Source organism: Amycolatopsis oliviviridis, from assembly GCF_014654365.1.
In the GTDB taxonomy this organism is placed as follows: Bacteria; Actinomycetota; Actinomycetes; order Mycobacteriales; family Pseudonocardiaceae; genus Amycolatopsis; species Amycolatopsis oliviviridis.
The window spans coordinates 619,636-635,478 of sequence record NZ_BNAY01000002.1 but is presented as its reverse complement, the minus strand read 5'-3'; the positions used below and the strand labels follow the sequence as shown (position 1 = coordinate 635,478).

General features: G+C 69.5%; 14 protein-coding genes. 13 read left to right on the top strand and 1 reads right to left on the bottom strand.

The genetic code is table 11. The annotated features are described in order from the left end of the window. Window position 1: 1 nt before the first annotated feature. Both IE302_RS10075 and IE302_RS10070 read left to right on the top strand, forming a co-directional pair. Window positions 2-1,369: a replication-associated recombination protein A gene (locus tag IE302_RS10075; protein ID WP_191254092.1), complete on the top strand. Its 1,368-nt coding sequence runs from the start codon at window positions 2-4 to the stop codon at window positions 1,367-1,369. A 191-nt stretch (window positions 1,370-1,560) separates the two neighbouring features. After that, window positions 1,561-2,622 carry an ALF repeat-containing protein gene (locus IE302_RS10070; protein WP_191254090.1) on the top strand — a complete coding sequence of 354 codons (1,062 nt, stop codon included), beginning with the start codon at window positions 1,561-1,563 and terminating at the stop codon, window positions 2,620-2,622. A gap of 407 nt (window positions 2,623-3,029) precedes the next feature. On the opposite strand, the gene IE302_RS10065 is transcribed toward IE302_RS10070, so the two are convergent. Beyond that, window positions 3,030-4,283, bottom strand: coding sequence for an HNH endonuclease signature motif containing protein (locus IE302_RS10065; protein ID WP_229907696.1), 1,254 nt, complete (start codon window positions 4,281-4,283; stop codon window positions 3,030-3,032). Window positions 4,284-4,902: 619 nt separating this feature from the next. Here IE302_RS10065 and IE302_RS10060 point away from each other — a divergent pair. The 11 genes from IE302_RS10060 (at window position 4,903) to IE302_RS10010 (ending at window position 15,733) form a co-directional block, all read left to right on the top strand. Continuing rightward, entirely contained in the window at window positions 4,903-6,486 is a 1,584-nt protein-coding gene (locus IE302_RS10060; protein ID WP_191254086.1) for a purple acid phosphatase family protein, read from the top strand. A 68-nt stretch (window positions 6,487-6,554) separates the two neighbouring features. Then, on the top strand, window positions 6,555-7,592 hold the full coding sequence (locus IE302_RS10055) for a BMP family ABC transporter substrate-binding protein (protein ID WP_229907695.1): 1,038 nt from the start codon (window positions 6,555-6,557) through the stop codon (window positions 7,590-7,592). Further along, window positions 7,573-9,090 (top strand): ABC transporter ATP-binding protein, encoded by a 1,518-nt coding sequence (locus tag IE302_RS10050; RefSeq protein ID WP_191254084.1) that lies wholly within the window; start codon window positions 7,573-7,575, stop codon window positions 9,088-9,090. The genes IE302_RS10055 and IE302_RS10050 overlap by 20 nt, the downstream gene beginning before the upstream one ends. After that, window positions 9,087-10,091 (top strand): ABC transporter permease, encoded by a 1,005-nt coding sequence (locus tag IE302_RS10045; RefSeq protein WP_191254082.1) that lies wholly within the window; start codon window positions 9,087-9,089, stop codon window positions 10,089-10,091. The genes IE302_RS10050 and IE302_RS10045 overlap by 4 nt, the downstream gene beginning before the upstream one ends. Beyond that, window positions 10,088-10,945 (top strand): ABC transporter permease, encoded by an 858-nt coding sequence (locus tag IE302_RS10040; RefSeq protein WP_191254080.1) that lies wholly within the window; start codon window positions 10,088-10,090, stop codon window positions 10,943-10,945. Before IE302_RS10045 ends, IE302_RS10040 begins: the two co-directional genes overlap by 4 nt. After that, window positions 10,942-11,670, top strand: coding sequence for a nucleoside phosphorylase (locus IE302_RS10035; RefSeq protein ID WP_191254078.1), 729 nt, complete (start codon window positions 10,942-10,944; stop codon window positions 11,668-11,670). Before IE302_RS10040 ends, IE302_RS10035 begins: the two co-directional genes overlap by 4 nt. Further along, window positions 11,667-12,797: an acyl-CoA dehydrogenase family protein gene (locus IE302_RS10030; protein ID WP_191254077.1), complete on the top strand. Its 1,131-nt coding sequence runs from the start codon at window positions 11,667-11,669 to the stop codon at window positions 12,795-12,797. Before IE302_RS10035 ends, IE302_RS10030 begins: the two co-directional genes overlap by 4 nt. Further along, window positions 12,797-13,807 carry a s-methyl-5-thioribose-1-phosphate isomerase gene (locus tag IE302_RS10025; protein ID WP_191254076.1) on the top strand — a complete coding sequence of 337 codons (1,011 nt, stop codon included), beginning with the start codon at window positions 12,797-12,799 and terminating at the stop codon, window positions 13,805-13,807. Before IE302_RS10030 ends, IE302_RS10025 begins: the two co-directional genes overlap by 1 nt. Then, window positions 13,804-14,520 (top strand): acireductone synthase, encoded by a 717-nt coding sequence (gene mtnC / locus IE302_RS10020; protein ID WP_191254072.1) that lies wholly within the window; start codon window positions 13,804-13,806, stop codon window positions 14,518-14,520. The genes IE302_RS10025 and mtnC overlap by 4 nt, the downstream gene beginning before the upstream one ends. A 5-nt stretch (window positions 14,521-14,525) precedes the next feature. Then, the gene (gene mtnB, locus IE302_RS10015; RefSeq protein WP_037343883.1) at window positions 14,526-15,158 is read left to right on the top strand and encodes a methylthioribulose 1-phosphate dehydratase; all 633 of its coding nucleotides are present in this window, start codon (window positions 14,526-14,528) and stop codon (window positions 15,156-15,158) included. Next, a complete protein-coding gene (locus tag IE302_RS10010) occupies window positions 15,155-15,733 on the top strand; it encodes a 1,2-dihydroxy-3-keto-5-methylthiopentene dioxygenase (RefSeq protein WP_191254070.1) in 579 nt (192 codons plus the stop codon). The genes mtnB and IE302_RS10010 overlap by 4 nt, the downstream gene beginning before the upstream one ends. Window positions 15,734-15,843 lie beyond the last annotated feature (110 nt).

The following is a 15,843-nucleotide window of genomic DNA, read 5'->3' as shown; positions in this document are numbered from 1 at the left end:
CGTGGCACAGGACGAACTCTTCACCGTGAACCCCGACCTCGGGCCGCCTCCCGAAGAGGCCGAGCCGAGGGAGGTCGCCGTACCGGCCGGCTCGCCGCTGGCCGTGCGGATGCGCCCGCGGTCGCTCGACGAGGTCGTCGGTCAGCAGCACCTGCTGCGCGAGGGCGCGCCGCTGCGGCGGCTCGTCGAAGGCGCGGCACCCGCTTCCGTGCTGCTCTACGGTCCACCGGGAACGGGCAAGACCACGCTGGCGAATCTCGTGTCGGCCGCGACCGGCCGCCGGTTCGTGGCGATGTCGGCGCTGTCGGCCGGGGTGAAGGAGGTGCGCGGGGTCATCGAGGAGGCCCGGCGCCGCCGGAACTACAACGCCGAGAACACCGTCCTGTTCATCGACGAGGTCCACCGGTTCTCCAAGACCCAGCAGGACGCCCTGCTCGGCGCGGTCGAGGACCGGACGGTGCTGCTGGTGGCGGCCACCACGGAGAACCCGTCGTTCTCAGTCGTCTCGCCGCTGCTCTCGCGGTCGTTGGTGCTGCAGCTGCGGCCGCTGACCGACGCGGACATCGTCTCGCTGATCGAGCGCGCGCTGGCCGACGAACGCGGTCTCGGCGGCGAACTCACCCTGACCGAGGACGCGCGGGCGCATCTGGTGCGGCTCGCCTCCGGTGACGCGCGGCGCGCGCTGACGGCACTGGAAGCCGCCGCGGACGCGGCGGGCGCGACCGAGGCCAAGACGATCGATCTCGCCATCGTCGAGTCCACAGTGGACAAAGCGGCGGTGCGGTACGACCGCGACGGCGATCAGCACTACGACGTCATCAGCGCGTTCATCAAATCGATCCGCGGGTCCGATGTGGACGCCGCCCTGCACTACCTGGCGCGGATGATCGAAGCGGGGGAGGACCCGCGGTTCCTGGCCCGGCGCCTGGTCGTGCACGCCAGCGAGGACATCGGCATGGCCGATCCGACGGCGCTGCAGTCGGCCGTCGCGGCGGCGCACGCGGTGCAGTTCATCGGCATGCCGGAAGGCCGTCTCGCGCTGGCGCAGGCGACAGTGCACTTGGCGACGGCGCCGAAGTCGAACGCCGTCATCACCGGGATCGACGCCGCGCTGTCCGACGTCCGGTCCGGGCGGATCGGGACGGTGCCGCCGCATCTGCGCGACGGGCACTACGCGGGAGCGGAGAAGCTCGGCAACGCGAAGGGGTACCGGTACCCGCACAACGTGCCGGAAGGTGTGCTGGCGCAGCAATATCCGCCGGACGAGCTGATCGGCCGGGACTACTACGAACCGACACAGCGCGGGGCGGAGCGGACCTTGCACGAGCGGGTGCCGAAGCTGCGGCGCACCATCCGGGGTGAACGTTAGTTTCGCATTCGGAGCAATGCCGGGAAAATCGGTAACGCCCGTCGATCATGAGGCTATATCGTGAGTGGCTGGGGGATCTCTGGGTTGTCGTGCTGTGTGGGGTTCCCCGTGCTCGACCACGATGGCGAGCAGAACAAAACTGACAACCTCTACCTATGGCAAACTGGGGAAATTTCAGAGTTCGCAAGGTCATGGCTTCCTCCGTCGCGGTTTTCGCCGCGGTGACCGGAGTTCTCGTCCCGGGGACGGCGACCGCCGCGCCGGCCGAGTCCTCCTCCGTCGTGGCGCAGACGCCGGACGAGGTGCGCACCAAGGCCGCCGCGGTCGTCGGGCTCACGATCACTCCGGAACTGTTGCGGATGAGCGAGCGGGACTTCGTCTACCAGATCTATCAGGCCGCGAAGCGCCAGGGAGAGACCGCGCAGGAGGTTCAGTACGAGGCGCTCTACGCCTACGACCGCGGGTCGACTTCGTGGTCGCTGTTCCTCAATACCTGGATCTACGAGGCACATCAGCGGGACCTGGACCGGGAAGCGCTCTACCAGGCCCGGCGCGCGGAGCGGCAGCCCGCCGCCGCGCTGCTCGGTTTCGAGCTGACCTCGATGCTGCTGGCGCAGGACGACCAGAACTTCGTCTTCGCGTTGTGGGAGCGGGCCGCCAAGGACTCGTTCGTGAAGGCTGCCGCGGGCAAGATCTACAGCGGAACACCGGCGGAGCACAAGGACTTCATCGTTCGCGGCATCTTCGTCGAGCACCAGCGTGACGTGGACGCGGCGAAGGAAGCGGCCGAGAAGGAAGCCGCCGAAAAGAAACTGCGCGACGCGCGAGTGAAGGCCGCCGCCGTCATCGGCATGGACCTGGAATTGGCCGCGTGGCTGAAGGACGAGTGGTTCGTGGAGCACATCTGGACCCGGAACGTGGTGCCCGATGACTCGGAGGTCTGGTTCCAGGCCTACCAAAGCCGGACGCCGGAGCAGTGGCGGGCTTTCATCGACACCGGCATCTTCGAGGCCGCGGCCAAGGACAAGGTGAACGGCATCAAGGTGCGAGCCGCGGCCGTCGTCGGTATCGAGGCCGGATACGCCAGGTATCTCGAGGAAGGCCCGCTGGTCCGCGAGATCTGGTCGAAGGCGAGGGCCGGCAGCCAGGTCCAGGCCGCCGCCCGGCGCGCTCTGGACAGCGGATCCCCAGCGCAGTGGCGAACCTTCCTGGAAACGGACATCTTCGCCGCCGCCGAGGCGGACAAGCACTGAGGCCTTCGCGGACGGTGCGCGGGCGGGAGTTCCGCTTGACCAAGGCGCCATAGCCACGCTCACCTACTTAAGCGCGTGAAGGCCCCCTTCCCTCGGCTCAGCCGAGGGAAGGGGGCCTTCACGCGCTCTCGCTGTGGTCGTTGGTGGGCCTGGGGTGAAGGTGGCGATCGCGAAGGTGGTGAAGGCCTCTTTCGCTACCTTCAGGGTGGGCAAGGAGGCCTTCACGGATGGTGCGCGGGCGGGAGTTCCGGTAGTGAGTCGGTGCCGGGGGTCGTGAGTGGTAAGTGTCGTTCTAACCCCACTTACCACTCACGACCCACTTGACCAAGGCGTGGCGGTGAGGTGGGCGCATGCCGAGGGGCCCGTCGCCGGTGTGGGTGGCGGGCTCCTCGGGGCGTGCGGGGGTTTCAGGCGCGGTGGAGGGTGTTGCGCCGGGATCGTTGTAGCGGGTCCAGGTATTGGGGCGGGATGAACTCGGGGAGTCCGTCGGCTGCCATGCGGACTTGCCAGTCGCCGTGGTGGATCAGGCGGTGGTGGAAGCCGCAGAGCAACACCAGGTTGCGGAGGTCGGTGGGTCCGCCGTCTGCCCAGTGGTGAATGTGGTGGGCGTGACAGTTCTTGGGTCTTCGATGGCAGCCCGGGAACGCGCAGCCCCGGTCGCGGATGTTCAAGGCGCGGCGTTGGCCTGGGGTGACGAATCGCCGCAGCCGTCCCACATCTAGCGGCTCACCCGCGGCGTTCATCACGACCGGGAGCATGAGGCAGTCGCAGGCGGCCATGCGGGCTTCGCGGGCGGTCATGGTGCCGACGAAGTCCAGGCACGCTTTCCCGATCCCAGACTTGAGCTCTTCGAGGCCGATGGTGACGTGCACCAACGTCCGGTAACCGCTCGTTCCGGGCTGATCGGGGCAGGCGATCGCGAGGTCGAGGAGTTCGGCCCAGGCGTCGCCCAGCCGTTCGCACTTCATGCGCAGATCCGCCTGGCCGAACTCGTCGACCGGGCGGGGTTTCGCGTAGGCCTCCAGAGCGGCGGCGGTGCGGGCACCGGTCTCGTCGTCGAGGAGGCCGTTCAGCTTCCAGAAGCCGTCCTTACGGCGCTCCAGCGTGACCTCGCGGCGCGGCTGTTTCGGTTCTGGATCTTTGGGTTCGTTGCCGTCGGGGTCGAGCCAGGCGAGAATCTTCGCCTCGGCCTTCACCAGCTCACGAGGCCCAGCGCTTCTGGCGAGGTCGGCGAGGGTCTTCTCCGCACTTTCCCGATCTTCGGCGGACGTGTCAGCAGGGATCCTCGCCAAGATCTCCAGGATCTGCTGGATCCGCTCGCCCCCGATCAACCCTTCCGCCGCCACGGCAGCGGTAGTGGGTGCGACAGCCGGAACCGCACTCCCATCGAGAGCCCGCGTCGGATTCAACGCGATCGCCTGATTCACCACCGGCCGGGCCTCACCCCATGAAAGCCCCGCCACATCAGCGAACCACGCGATTGTGGTGCCGTACCCGAACAAGTCTTTGACGCCCCGGGACTCGATCTCCGCCAGATACTGTCCCAGTCCGGCGGACGCGACCCGCATCACCTGCAAGAACTGCTGCACGCCATGGGCAAGCTCCAGCTTGCCGGCACGCCACAACTCCTGCGGGAGTTCAGGGAGATAGGTCTCGGACACCTCTCCAGAATACCCGAATAGATCGAACAAGTGTTCGTAATTTTAAGCAACAATGAATTCGAGTTAATCCCACTGAAGTGTGATGGCGTGGGAATGAAGCCATGCTTGAGTGACCGACTGCGGGCGAGGAGTCGGTGCGGCGGTCGTGAGTAGTAAGGAGGGGTAAGGCAAACGTGTCGTGCTGGGGCGGGGTGGACGGCATTCGTCCAAGCAGGCGGCTTTCGCAACGCCGCCGACCCGCCGGGCCAAGGTACGTGGTCTTCGCGATCCGCCGGGGCGCCTGTTCCTCCGCCGAGACGTCACTCAGGACCACCGACCCGCGCCACGAACATGCCACCTTTACCCTGCCCTTCAATAGAGCCCTCTTTGTCACTCACGCCCCGTCGGAAAGGTGCCCAAGTCGAGCACTCTGGCTAGGGGTTTTGTCCCTTGTGGACGGTCGAGAGAACATTCAGCTCTCCTGAGGCCGGTGTCAGGCCTCGCCACGGGGCTCTGCTCACGAGACCCACGTTCGGTAAAGATCACTTGAGTACCCCTTGAGCCCACCCTGGGCAGCTGGACCATCCGCGTTCGTTTCACCGTCGCGAGCCGAACATGTCCGTCAGCGAGGATCGCGCGCATGGAAATCCCCAGGGTCGGTGTTCCCGACGCGCTGGCCTCGCGCCTGACGATGGCCGAACAACACGAGTACCTGACCCGCCGCACCATGCTCAAAGGGACAGGTGTCGCCCTCGCGGCGGGCCCGCTGCTGCTCCAGGGCACCGCGTACGCCGACGGCGACAAGGTCGTCCCGGCGGGGCGGCATCTCGCGTTCGGCCGGAACCCGCGGACGTCGATGCGGGTCGCGTGGCAGGTGCCGGCGCCGGTGCGGAAGCCGTTCCTGCGTATCGCCGACGGCCACGGCGGCTGGAGTCACCGGATCCCGGCGGAGGTTCGCGCGCTGCATTCCGAGGTCGCCGGGGTCATCGCGCCGTACGACCAGTATTACCTGCACGCCGAGGCCGACCATCTCTGGCCCGGCCGCACCTACCGTTACGCCGTCGGGCACGAGGGTTTCGACCCGGCTTCGGGCGACGGCGGTCCCGCCGCGATCTCGACGTTCACCACCGCGCCCGCGCGGGGTGTCCCGGCGGACAAGTTCACTTTCACCGCGTTCGGCGACCAGGGCGTGTCGACGACGGCGCTCGCGCAGGACGGCGCGGTAGCACGGCAGAACCCGCGGTTCCACCTGCTGGCGGGCGACATCGCCTACGCCGACCCGAGTGGCGCCGGCAAGCCGCCCGGCGGCAAGCCCGACGCGGATCACGACCTGTTCGACCCCAAGGTCTGGGACGCCTACTACAACCAGATCGAGGGGGTCGCGGCGTCGGTGCCGTGGATGGTCACCACCGGCAACCACGACATGGAGGCCCTCTACTCGCCCGACGGCTACGGCGGCCAGCTCAAGCGCTGGGACTTCCCCGGCAGCGGCCCGCACGACTGCCCCAGCGTGTACTCCTTCATCTACGGCAACGTCGGGGTGATCTCCCTCGACGCCAACGACGTCTCCTACGAGATCCCCGCCAACCTCGGCTACTCGCACGGTTCCCAGACGGCCTGGCTCAAGCGGCGCCTGCGCTATCTGCGGTCGCAGCCGGACGTCGACTTCGTCGTGGTGTTCTTCCATCACTGTGCCTACTCGACGACCAACCAGCACGCGTCCGAGGGCGGCGTCCGCGAGCAGTGGGTCCCGCTGTTCGACGAGTACCAGGTCGACCTCGTGATCAACGGGCACAACCACATCTACGAACGCACCGACGCGCTGCGCGGCGGCAAGGTGACGCGCGAGGTCGAGATCGGCGACACCGTCGAGCCGGACCGCGACGGCACCGTGTACGCGACCTGCGGTGGCGGCGGGAAGAGCCTCTACAGCTTCCCGGTGCCCGACACGTTCGCGGGGGAGTTCCAGTCGTACCACTGGGTCAAGGGCGGTGAGAAGGTGACCGAAACGGTGCCGTGGTCCCGCGTGCGCTACACCGGCTACTCGTTCCTCGCGATCGACGTCGAGCCCGCCTGGTTCGGCCGCCGGACGACGCTGACCGTGCGCACCCTGCGCAACGACGGCGCGGAGATCGACCGGTTCACCCTGCGCCGCACGGCCGGTCTCCACCGTTCGCGGTACGCGGCGGCCTCCGTCCTCGGCGCGGATCCTGGGGACGTATAACGACCTACACGGTTTCGCATGGTGAGACTCGGTGCCATATCGTGGACCGGGGACATACAGTCCGGGACATGTCGCCGAGAACCCTCCTGCGGGCCGTCATGGCCGTTTCCGCCGTCACGCTCCTCGCCGCGTGCAACGCCTCGGCCAAGGACCCGGCCGCGCAGAACGCCTCCGGTCCCGCGCTCGTCCTGATCACGCCGAGCCCGGTCGGGGTCAACGACTTCCTCAAGCTCGCCGTCCAGGGCATCGAGGACTCGGCCAAGAAGCACAACGGGACGCAGAAGGTGTTCCAGAGCACCGATCCGGCGTCGATCCAGCAGAACCTCGCGGCCGCGGCGCGCGAGAAACCCGCCGTGATCGTCGCGGTCGGCTTCAACTTCGCCGACGCGATCGCGGCCGAGGCCGAGCGCAATCCCGGGCAGAAGTTCCTGTTCGTGGACTCCTGCACCACGAAGCCGTTCCCGAACGTCACCTGCGCGGTGTTCCGTGAGCACGAGGGCAGTTACCTCGCCGGAGCCGAAGCCGGGCTGCTGAGCAAGTCCGGCAAGGTCGGCGCGGTCGTCGTGCTCGACGCGCCCCAGTTCCGCCGGTACTCGATCCCGTTCGGGCAGGGCGCCGAGAAGGCGAAGCCCGGCACCACGCTGGCTCCGCTGTTCATCGGCGGCGCGAACCCGTTCAACGACCCGGCCCGCGCGAAGGCGCTGGCCGCCACCCTCGCCGGTCAGGGCGTCGACCACGTCATGGGCGCGGCCTCGGCAGCGGGCAACCTCGGCGTGTTCGAGGCGGCCAAGCAGGGCGGGTTCTTCGCGTTCGGCGTCGACGCCAACCAGTGCCCGGCCAGCCCGGGACAGGTCGTGGACAACGTCATCAAGCGCACCAACGTCGTCATCGGCGACGGGGTCGACGCGATCCTCGGCGGCAAGACCGGCGAGACGAAGTCCTATGGCGTCAAGGAGAAAGGCATCTCCCTGACCGGACTGGAGCCGGACGCCTCGACGTCGCAGTGCGTCGTCGCGAGCCACCCCGACGTGCTGGCCAAGGTCGGCGAACTGCGGGATCAGATCATCTCGGGCGCGATCGTCGTCGATGACCCCGCGAAATCCTGACGCCGTCTCACTCCGGGGGATCGTCAAGCGGTTCCCCGGAGTGCTCGCGAACGACCACGTCGACCTCGGCGTCGGCAAGGGTGAGATCCACGCTCTGATGGGCGAGAACGGCGCGGGCAAGTCGACGCTCATGTCCGTGCTCTACGGTCTGCACCGGCCCGACGAAGGCACGATCGCCTTGCACGGCAAGGAAGTCTCCTTCGGCTCGCCCGCGCAGGCGATCGACGCCGGTGTCGGCATGGTGCAGCAGGGGTACGCGCTGTTCGGCGAGCTCACCGTCACCGAGAACGTCGTGTTCGGCAGCGAACCGACCCGCCGCGGCCTGCTGGACCGCAAGGCGGCGACGGCCCGCGTCGCCGAGCTGATCGAACGGCACGAGCTGCGGCTGCGGCCCGGCGACCGGGTCCGTGACCTGCCGGTCGGGCTCCGGCAGCGGGTCGAGATCCTCAAACTCCTGTACCGTGAGGCGGACGTCCTGATCCTCGACGAGCCCACCGCCGTGCTGACCCCGCCCGAAACCGAGCGGCTGTTCGGCGTACTGCGCGCCCTCGCCGCCGAAGACCGCACGATCCTGTTGGTGTCGCACAAACTCCAGGAGGTCCTCGCGGTCAGCGACCAGGTCACGGTGCTGCGCGACGGCCGCGTCAGCGCCCGTGGGCGCACGGCGGACCAGACCGCCGCCGGGCTCGCCGCAGCGATGACCGGGCGCGAGGTCGACCTCGATCGAGTCCACCCGGCCGGGGCATCCGGTGACGTCATCCTCGAAGCCCGTTCCCTGACCGTTCCCGGTGCGGAAGGAAAACCGTTGCTGGACGACGTTTCCCTCGCCGTTCGGGCGGGGGAGATCGTCGGTGTCGCCGGGGTCGCGGGCAACGGTCAAGCCGAACTGTCCGGTGCGATCACCGGCCTCCTGAAGACCGGCGGCACCATCGTCCTCAAAGGACAGAGCCTCGACGGGCTGTCGGTTCGGGCCAGAAGGGACGCCGGGCTCGCGCACGTTCCGGAAGACCGCGCCGAGGTCGGCTCGGCACCGGCGGCGAGCCTCCGGGAGAACCTGGCTGTCGGCTTCCACCGCAAGCAACCCTTGGTACGCAAGGGATTCCTGCGCCGCAAGGCGATCGACGAGCACGCGTCGGCGATCATCGAGGACTACGACGTCCGCGCGTCCGGCCCCGCCGCCGCGATGGGCACCCTGTCCGGCGGCAACCAGCAGAAGGCGATCTTCGGCCGCGAACTCACCCACGACGCCCCGTTCCTGCTCGTCGAGCAGCCCACCCGCGGGGTCGACGTCGGCGCGATCGAGAACATCCACGCCCGGCTCGTCGCCCATCGCGACGCCGGGCACGCCGTCCTGCTGATCTCCGCCGAACTCAGCGAAGTCCTGGCGTTGTCGGATCGCGTGCTCGTGCTGTTCGAGGGCCGGATCGTCGCGGAGTTCATCAAGGACGAGGCCGATCCGCATACGGTCGGCCTCGCGATGGCCGGAGGTGCCGGATGACCCGCGTCCGCCTCATCGCCGTCCCGGTCGTGGCGGCGCTCGTCCTCGGTGCGATCCTGTTGCTGGCCACCGGAACCGACCCGCTGGCCGCCTATGGCGCGATCGTCTCCGGCGCGTTCGGCCCCGACGGCATCGGCGACACCCTCGCCTACGCCGTCCCGGTCGCGGGGATGGCGACCGCGCTCGCGATCCCGCTCCGCGCGGGCATGGTCAACCTCGGCGGCGAGGGACAACTGGTGCTCGGCGCGATCAGCGCGCTCGCCGTCGGCCTGTACGTGCCCGGCCCCGGGCCGGTCAAAGTGGTGCTCGCGCTGCTCGCGGGCGCTCTCGCCGGTGCCGCGTACGCCGCGCTGGCCGCGGTCTGCGAGAACCGCCTCGGCGTCCCGCTGCTGATCAGCACGCTGCTGCTGAGCTATCCGGCGATGTCACTCGCCGGGTATCTGGTGCGGTTCCCGCTGAAGGACGCCGGTTCCAGCCTGCCGCAGAGCCCGCAGCTGACCGAAGGCGCGCGGCTGCCCGAAATCGACGGCGTGACGACCGGGATCTTCCTGGCGGTGGCGGTGATCGCGGTCTACGCGGTGCTCGACGCCCGCACACCCGCCGGGTTCGAGACCAAGGTGACCGGCTGGGCCCCGAAGTTCGCCGCCTACGCCGGGATCGACCGGCCGAAACTGACGCTGCGGCTGCTGGCCGCGTCGGGTGGGACGGCCGGGCTGGTCGGTGCGATCGCCGTCCTCGGGTTCCCGTACCGGTTCATCGACGGCGCGCTGATCACGCCGCAGTACACCTGGATCGGCCTGCTCGCGGCGCTGCTCGCCGGGGCCAGCCCGCTCGGGACGCTGCTCGCGGCGGTCTTCTTCGCGGCGCTGACCAGCGGCGGGTTCGCGATGGAACGCGCCACCCAGGTGCCACGTGAACTCACCGCGGTCCTGCAGGCGGTGCTGATCATCTTCCTCGCGGCCGCTTCGGGGGTCTTCAAGCGGAAGGCGAGGCGGGCATGATCGACGCGAGCCTGTTCTCCTCGGCGCTCACCGCGCTGACGCCCATCCTGTTCGCCGCGCTCGCGGGCGCGCTGTGCCAGCGGGCCGGGGTCTTCAACATCTCCCTCGAAGGGTCGCTCCTGGTCGGTTGCTTCGGCGCCGTCGCCGGGAGCTGGTACACCGGCAGCGCCTGGATCGGCGTCGTCGTGGCGGTCATCGCGGCGACGGCGTACTCGCTGATCCTCGCGATCGGGTCGATCACCTTCGACGGCGACCCGATCGTGCTCGGTGTCGCGAGCAACCTGCTCGCGGTCGGGCTGACGAGCTTCCTCATCCGGACGGTCTTCGGCACGGAGGGCTCGTTCAGCGACCCCACCTTGCGCGGGCTGGGCCAATTCGGCCCGATTCCGGGGCAATCGCTGCTGGTCTACCTGTCCTGGCTGGCCGTGCCCGCGCTCGCCGTGCTGCTGTACCGGCATCCGTGGGGTCTGCGGCTGCGCGGCGTCGGCGAACGCCCGGAGGCCGCGTCCAGCCTCGGCGTCAACGTGACCAAGTACCGCTACGGCGTGATCCTGGCCGGAGGCGCGCTGTGCGGCCTCGGCGGCGCGCAACTGGCCCTCGGCTCGGTGACGCTGTTCGCCGAAAACATGACCGCCGGCCGCGGCTGGATCGCCGTCGTCGCGGTCATGCTGGGCCGCGCGCATCCGCTCGGCGTGCTGCTCGCGGCGCTCTTGTTCGGCCTCGCCGAGGCGTTCGGCTTCCGGCTCCAGGGCATCGGACTGCCGCAGCAGGCCACCGACGCGGCCCCCTATGTCGTCACCCTCGTGGCGCTGTTCCTGTCCAACGTCAAACGCAAGAAGGGACAGCCCGCGTGAGCGACGTCCTGCCCATCACCAAGATCCCCCGGCACGGACTGCCGCCGCGCGCCCTCGTCGTGGGCGATCCGGACCGCGCGACCGCGGTGGCCGAATCGCTGGAGGACGCCGTCCTCGTCGGGCAGAACCGCGAGTACCGCAGCTACACAGGCACCTGGAAGGGCGTCCCGGTCGTCGTGTCCTCGCACGGCGTCGGCGGTCCGGGCGCGTTGTGCCAGTTCGGCGAGTTGGCCGAGGCGGGTGTCCGCACCTTCCTCCGGCTCGGCACCGCCGGTTCGCTGGCCGACGGGATCACCGACGGCGACCTCGTCATCGCCGAGGCGGCGGTCCGCGACGACGGCGTCACCCAGCAGCTCATCCACCCCGAGTACCCGGCGTTCGCCACCCCGGAGGCCGTCGTGGCGCTGAGCCGCGCCGCCCCGGAGGCACACCGGGGCGTGGTGTGGACACGGGCCGCGTTCAGCCCGCTGGTGCTCACCCTCCCGATGGCCGATTACCTGGCCGCGCGGGTGATCGCCATTGAGATGGAACTCTCCACCCTGCTGGTGTTCGCGGCATTGCGCGGTCTGCGGGCCGGTGGTGTGCTCGTGATCGACGGCGACGCACGGCCCGAGCACCCCGACCCGTCCGCGTACGACCCGCATCGCGACGTCGTGGCGGCAGGGGTGGCGAGGGCGACCCGCGTGGCCCTCGACGCGCTGGTCGAGTTGGAGGGGACTGAATGACCGAGGTGTGGCGCAAGGCGGCGCTCGAACTGGCGAGCACCTTGGCGGCGGACGCGGCCGAGCGAGACCTCGCCGGACGGCTTCCGGCGCGCGAGGTCGGCCTGCTGCGCGAGTCCGGGCTGCTGCCCCTGCTCGACACCGCCGGCTGGGCGGCCGCGAACCAGGCCACCCGGATCGTCTCGGCCGCCGACGCCTCGGTCGGCCATCTGCTCGGCTACCACTACCTGCAGCTGTGGCGCACCGGCCTGTTCGGGTCGCGAGCGGCGAGCGAACCGGGCTGGTTCTGGGCGGGCGTGAGCAATCCGCTCGACGCCGCCCTGCTGCTGACCCCGGCCGACGGCGGGTTCACCGTCGAGGGCACCAAGACCTTCGCCACCGGCGCGGCCGTCGCCGATCGCCTGGTGGTCAGCGCGACGAGGACCGACAACGGCGAGAAGCTGACCTTCGTCGTCGACGCGCGGGCCGACGGGATCACCTTCCCCGGGGAGTGGGACAACATCGGCCAGCGGCTCACCGCGAGCGGCGCGGTGCGGTTCGAGGCCGTCCGGGTCGCGCGCGACGACGTCCTTGGTGTCCAGCCGGAGGACCAGGCGGATCCGAAGGTGCCGAGGATCTCCCTGGCGGCGATCGGCTTTCAGCTCATGCTGGCGCAGGTGTACGTCGGTCTCGCGTTCGGCGCGCTGGACGCCGCCGCGGTCTACACGCGGGAGACCGCGCGGGCCTGGACACTGTCCGATGTGGACAAAGCGACCCAGGACCCGTACATCCTGGCCGGTTACGGTGAGCTGGTCGCCACGGCGCGGGCCGCCGGATTCGCGGTCGACGCAGCGGTTTCCGCCCTCGGTGAGGCCGACGAACGCGGTTTCGATCTGACCCCGGCCGAACGCGCCGAAGCCGCGATCGCCATCTCGTCGGCGAAGATCGTCGCGAGCCGGGCGGCCGTCGAGACCACGAGCAAGGTCTTCGAGTTCACCGGCGCGCGGGCCACGGCGACCAAGTACGGCTTCGACCGCTTCTGGCGCAACGCCCGCACGCTGACCCTGCACGATCCCGTGACCTACAAGGCCCGCGAGGTCGGCGACCATTTCCTCAACGCGATCCCGCCGTGCCTTTCGGGGTACAGCTGATGACGCTGCCGATCCTCGCCGAAAGCGTCCGCCTCGACGACGAAGGCGTGCACATCCTCGACCGCCGGGTCTTCCCGTTTGAGCGGGAGTGGGTGCTCTGCCGGACCTCGGAAGAGGTCGCGGTGGCCATCGAGGAGATGGTCACGCAGTCGTCCGGGCCGTATTTCGCGGCGCTGGGCGCGATGGTGCTCGCCGCCCGTGAGGCGTCCGGCCTCGCCGACGCTCGCGCGTATCTGCGGCGCGTGGGGGAGCGGATCGTCGCCACGCGCAAGACGAACAACCATCTGCGCAAGGCCGTCGCTGTCGTACTGTCCGAAGTGGACAAATCGGCAGGCGACCTCGTCGAGGCCGCGACGGCCGGGGCGCAAGCAGGTGACGAGTTGTACCGGTCGCGCAGCCGCGCGCTGGGCGCGCACACGGCGGAGCTGGTGCCGGACAAGGCGACGGTGCTTACGCATTGCTGGGCGGACCTCTACCTGGTCGAGCTGGTGCTGGCCGCGCGGCGGCAGGGCAAGGAGTTCTCCTTCCTCTGCACCGAAACCCGGCCGTACCTGCAAGGCGCGCGGCTGACCGCCGAGACCCTCGCCGAGATGGGCGCGGACACCCGGCTGATCACCGACGGGATGGGCGCCGCGGTGCTGTCGTCGGGCGAGGTCGGCGCCTTGGTGACGGCGGCCGACCGGGTCGCGATGGACGGCCACGTCGTCAACAAGATCGGCACCCTGGGGCTCGCGGTGGCGGCGGACGCGTTCGGCGTGCCGTTCTACGCGATGGTCCAGGCACCCGATCAGGCGACGCCCACCGGCGCCGACGTGCCGATCGAATACCGCGACGGCGACGAGGTGCTGAGCGCGCTCGGCCACCGTGTCGCCAGCGAACGCGTTCGAGGGCACTATCCGGCCTTCGACGTGACACCACCGCGTTTCGTGACCGCGGTGGTGACCGACCGCGGGGCCTTCGAACCAGGACGGCTCCGCGAGTACTACGCAGAAGGGGAAGCGAACCAGTGACCGCAACGCTGACCGCCCGATGGGTGGTCCTCGACATCGAGGGCACGCTGACGGCCACCAGCTACGTGCACGTGACCCTCTACGACTACGCGCGCCCGCGGCTGGGCCCGTGGATCGACGAGCACCCGGACGACCCCGACGTCGCCGACGCCGTCACACGGATCAAGGAACTCGGCGGGCTCCCGGCGGACGCGTCCACAGTGGACGTCGTGCGGGTGCTGCACGGCTGGATGGACGCGGACCAGAAGATCGCGCCGCTGAAGACGTTGCAGGGGCTCATCTGGCAGCGCGGGTACGCCGACGGCGACCTCACGACGGAGTTCTTCGGCGACGTCGCCCCGGCGCTGCGGTCGTGGCACGAGTCCGGCCTGCGGCTCGCGGTGTTCTCGTCCGGTTCGGTCGCCGGGCAGGTCGCTTCGTTCTCGCGGACCACCGACGGCGACGTCACCGGCCTGTTCGAGAAGCATTTCGACACCGTCAACGCCGGTCCGAAACGCGAGGCCTCGTCGTATCGCGCGATCGCCTCCGCGCTGGAGGCCGCGCCGGGCGACGTCGTGTTCTTCTCCGACGTCCCGGCCGAACTCGACGGCGCCGCCGCCGACGGCTGGCAGACCGTCGGCCTCGCCCGCGACGGCGAACCGTTCGGCGACGCGGATTTCGGGACGCACCGGACGATCCGGACGTTCGACGAGATCAAGGTCGCCCCACAGTGACCACGCTGAGTGTCTTGGAACTCGCCGGCCGCGCGCTGGCCGAGGAGTCAGCGAGGTTCGCCGGGCTGGGTTGGATGCGGGGCACTTCGGGCAACCTGTCGGTGGTGCTCGGCCGCGATCCGCTGCGGGTCGCCGTCACCGTCAGCGGGCGGGACAAAGGCGAGCTGACCAGCGACGACGTCGTGGTGGTCGGCGAGGACGGGCTGGCCGTCGCCGACCAGCCGCATCCGGACAAGGTCCCCTCGGCCGAGGCAGGGCTGCACGCCCGGATCGCGGCGGTGTCGGGAGCGGGCGCGGTGATCCACGTGCACGCGCTCGCGCCGGTGGTGGCCGCCGAGCACTGGCCCGACGGCGTCGAACTGCGGGACCTGGAGATGCTCAAGGGTTTCGGCCGCGCCGCGCACGACGACCTCGTGACGATCCCGGTGATCGCCAACGGCCAGGACATGCGCGTCCTCGGCGACGCGTTCGAGGCGGGGTTCCGGGCCGACACGCCGGCGGTGATCGTCGCGCGGCACGGGATCTACGTCTGGGGCGATGACCTGCGCCACGCGCGTCATCGTCTGGAATGTTTGGAGTGGTTGCTCCGGTTCCGGGTAGAGACAAGACTCGTAGGTGAAGAAAGGGGAGTGCGATGACCTTGCTGACCGTGTGGCCGGACGACCGGCCCGACGAGATCGCGCTCAGGACCGAGGACCCGGCCGTGATCACCGCGGAATTGGGGCGGCTCGGTGTCCGGTTCGAACGGTGGGATCTCGTCGCGGACCTGCCGCGCGAAGTGACGCCGGAGCAGGTGCTGGCCGCCTACGAGGAGCAGATCGGCAAGGTCTCCGCGGCCGAGGGCTACACCTTCGTGGACGCCGTCCGCATGACGCCGTCCGACGAACCCGGCTGGGCGGCCGAAGCCGCCGAAGCGCGGCAGAAGTTCCTCGCCGAGCACACCCACGACGATGACGAAGACCGCTTCTTCGCGCGCGGGTCCGGTGTCTTCTACCTGCACGTCGGCGGGCGCGTCCATGCCGTGCTGTGCGAAGCCGGGGACCTGCTGAGCGTGCCCGCGAACACCACGCACTGGTTCGACATGGGGACGCGGCCGGATTACGTGTCCGTCCGGTTCTTCCACGACGACGGCGGCTGGGTCGGGAACTTCACCGGCGCGACGCTGGCAGGGGACTTCCCGGACTTCGACGCCCTGACCGCCGGGCGTTACTGACCCTTCGCTCCCCGGATGTCATGAAAGGGCCGTTCAAGACATTTTTCGTCCTGAACGACCCTTTCCTGACACGCCGGGTGCTAGGAAAGGTCCTTTCCTTGCGAAATTTG

Bases quoted from the DNA above. Each gene is read 5' to 3' on its own strand.
- IE302_RS10070 (WP_191254090.1), top strand. From the start codon at position 1,561: ATGGCTTCCTCCGTCGCGGTTTTCGCCGCGGTGACCGGAGTTCTCGTC.
- IE302_RS10060 (WP_191254086.1), top strand. From the start codon at position 4,903: ATGGAAATCCCCAGGGTCGGTGTTCCCGACGCGCTGGCCTCGCGCCTG.
- IE302_RS10055 (WP_229907695.1), top strand. From the start codon at position 6,555: ATGTCGCCGAGAACCCTCCTGCGGGCCGTCATGGCCGTTTCCGCCGTC.
- IE302_RS10050 (WP_191254084.1), top strand. From the start codon at position 7,573: ATGACCCCGCGAAATCCTGACGCCGTCTCACTCCGGGGGATCGTCAAG.
- IE302_RS10045 (WP_191254082.1), top strand. From the start codon at position 9,087: ATGACCCGCGTCCGCCTCATCGCCGTCCCGGTCGTGGCGGCGCTCGTC.
- IE302_RS10040 (WP_191254080.1), top strand. From the start codon at position 10,088: ATGATCGACGCGAGCCTGTTCTCCTCGGCGCTCACCGCGCTGACGCCC.
- IE302_RS10030 (WP_191254077.1), top strand. From the start codon at position 11,667: ATGACCGAGGTGTGGCGCAAGGCGGCGCTCGAACTGGCGAGCACCTTG.
- IE302_RS10025 (WP_191254076.1), top strand. From the start codon at position 12,797: ATGACGCTGCCGATCCTCGCCGAAAGCGTCCGCCTCGACGACGAAGGC.
- IE302_RS10010 (WP_191254070.1), top strand. From the start codon at position 15,155: ATGACCTTGCTGACCGTGTGGCCGGACGACCGGCCCGACGAGATCGCG.